This window comes from Rhizobacter sp. P3_B12, assembly GCF_056402895.1.
Genome location: NZ_JBFUGN010001590.1, coordinates 1 through 801, shown reverse-complemented (window position 1 = coordinate 801; position 801 = coordinate 1). Strand labels below are relative to the sequence as shown.

Here is an 801-nt window from a genome sequence, read left to right as displayed (position 1 = left end):
GACCTGAAGAAGGTCTACCAGAGCCTCAGTTCGCGGCTGATGGTCGAGAAGAAGGAGACCGAGGTCAGCAGCCTGTTCGCGGCGTTCGGGGCGGTGCTGGTGCTCATCGCCGCCACGCTTTCCGTCTGGTGGTTCGGGCGGGTCATGTAGCCGCGGTCATGTAGCCGCAAACCGCACCGTGGCGCGCAGGCCGCCGAGCGGCGACTCGCCGAGCGTCACGCTCGCGCCATGCTGCTGCGCCACGCCGCGCACGATCGCGAGGCCGAGGCCGGTGCCTGATTCCTCGTGCTCGGCGCGGCGGTAGAAGCGGTCGAACACCCGCTCGCGGTCGCCGGGCGGAATGCCGGGGCCGGCGTCGTCGACCTGCAGGAGCGCGGCGCCCTCCTCCATCGCCACCCGCAGCTCGATGCGCGAGCCCGGCGGCGAGTAGCGCACCGCGTTGTCCGCGAGGTTGCGCGCCAGCACCGACAGCGCGTTGCGATCCCCCTGCACCAGCACGGGTTCGTCGGCGAACAGCTCGAAATCGGCGCCGCGCGACAGCGCGAACGCGGCGGTGTCGACCAGCGCCTGGCGCACCACCTCGGCCAGGTCGACGCGCTCGGTGGCGGCGGGCGCGGCGCCCGGCTCGGTGCGTGCGAGCGTCAGCAACTGCTCGACCAGCCGTGCCGAGCGGTCGATGCCGTGGCTCAGCGCGTCGATGGCCTGCTGGCGGTTCGCCTCGTCGGGCGCGCGCTTCAGCAGCTCCAGCTGCAGCTTCAGCGCCGTCAGCGGCGAGCGCAGCTCGTGCGCCGCGTCCGACAC

The 801-nt window shown here is 72.7% G+C and carries 1 protein-coding gene and 1 pseudogene; one reads left to right on the top strand and one right to left on the bottom strand.

The annotated features are described in order from the left end of the window. Nucleotides 1-150 (top strand): annotated as a pseudogene (locus AC1D01_RS37080) (VWA domain-containing protein); the annotation flags it as partial. Between the two features lie 6 nt (nt 151-156). Here AC1D01_RS37080 and AC1D01_RS37075 read toward each other — a convergent pair. Next, on the bottom strand, nt 157-801 hold a 645-nt coding region (locus AC1D01_RS37075), incomplete at its 5' end, for a sensor histidine kinase (RefSeq protein ID WP_477874862.1).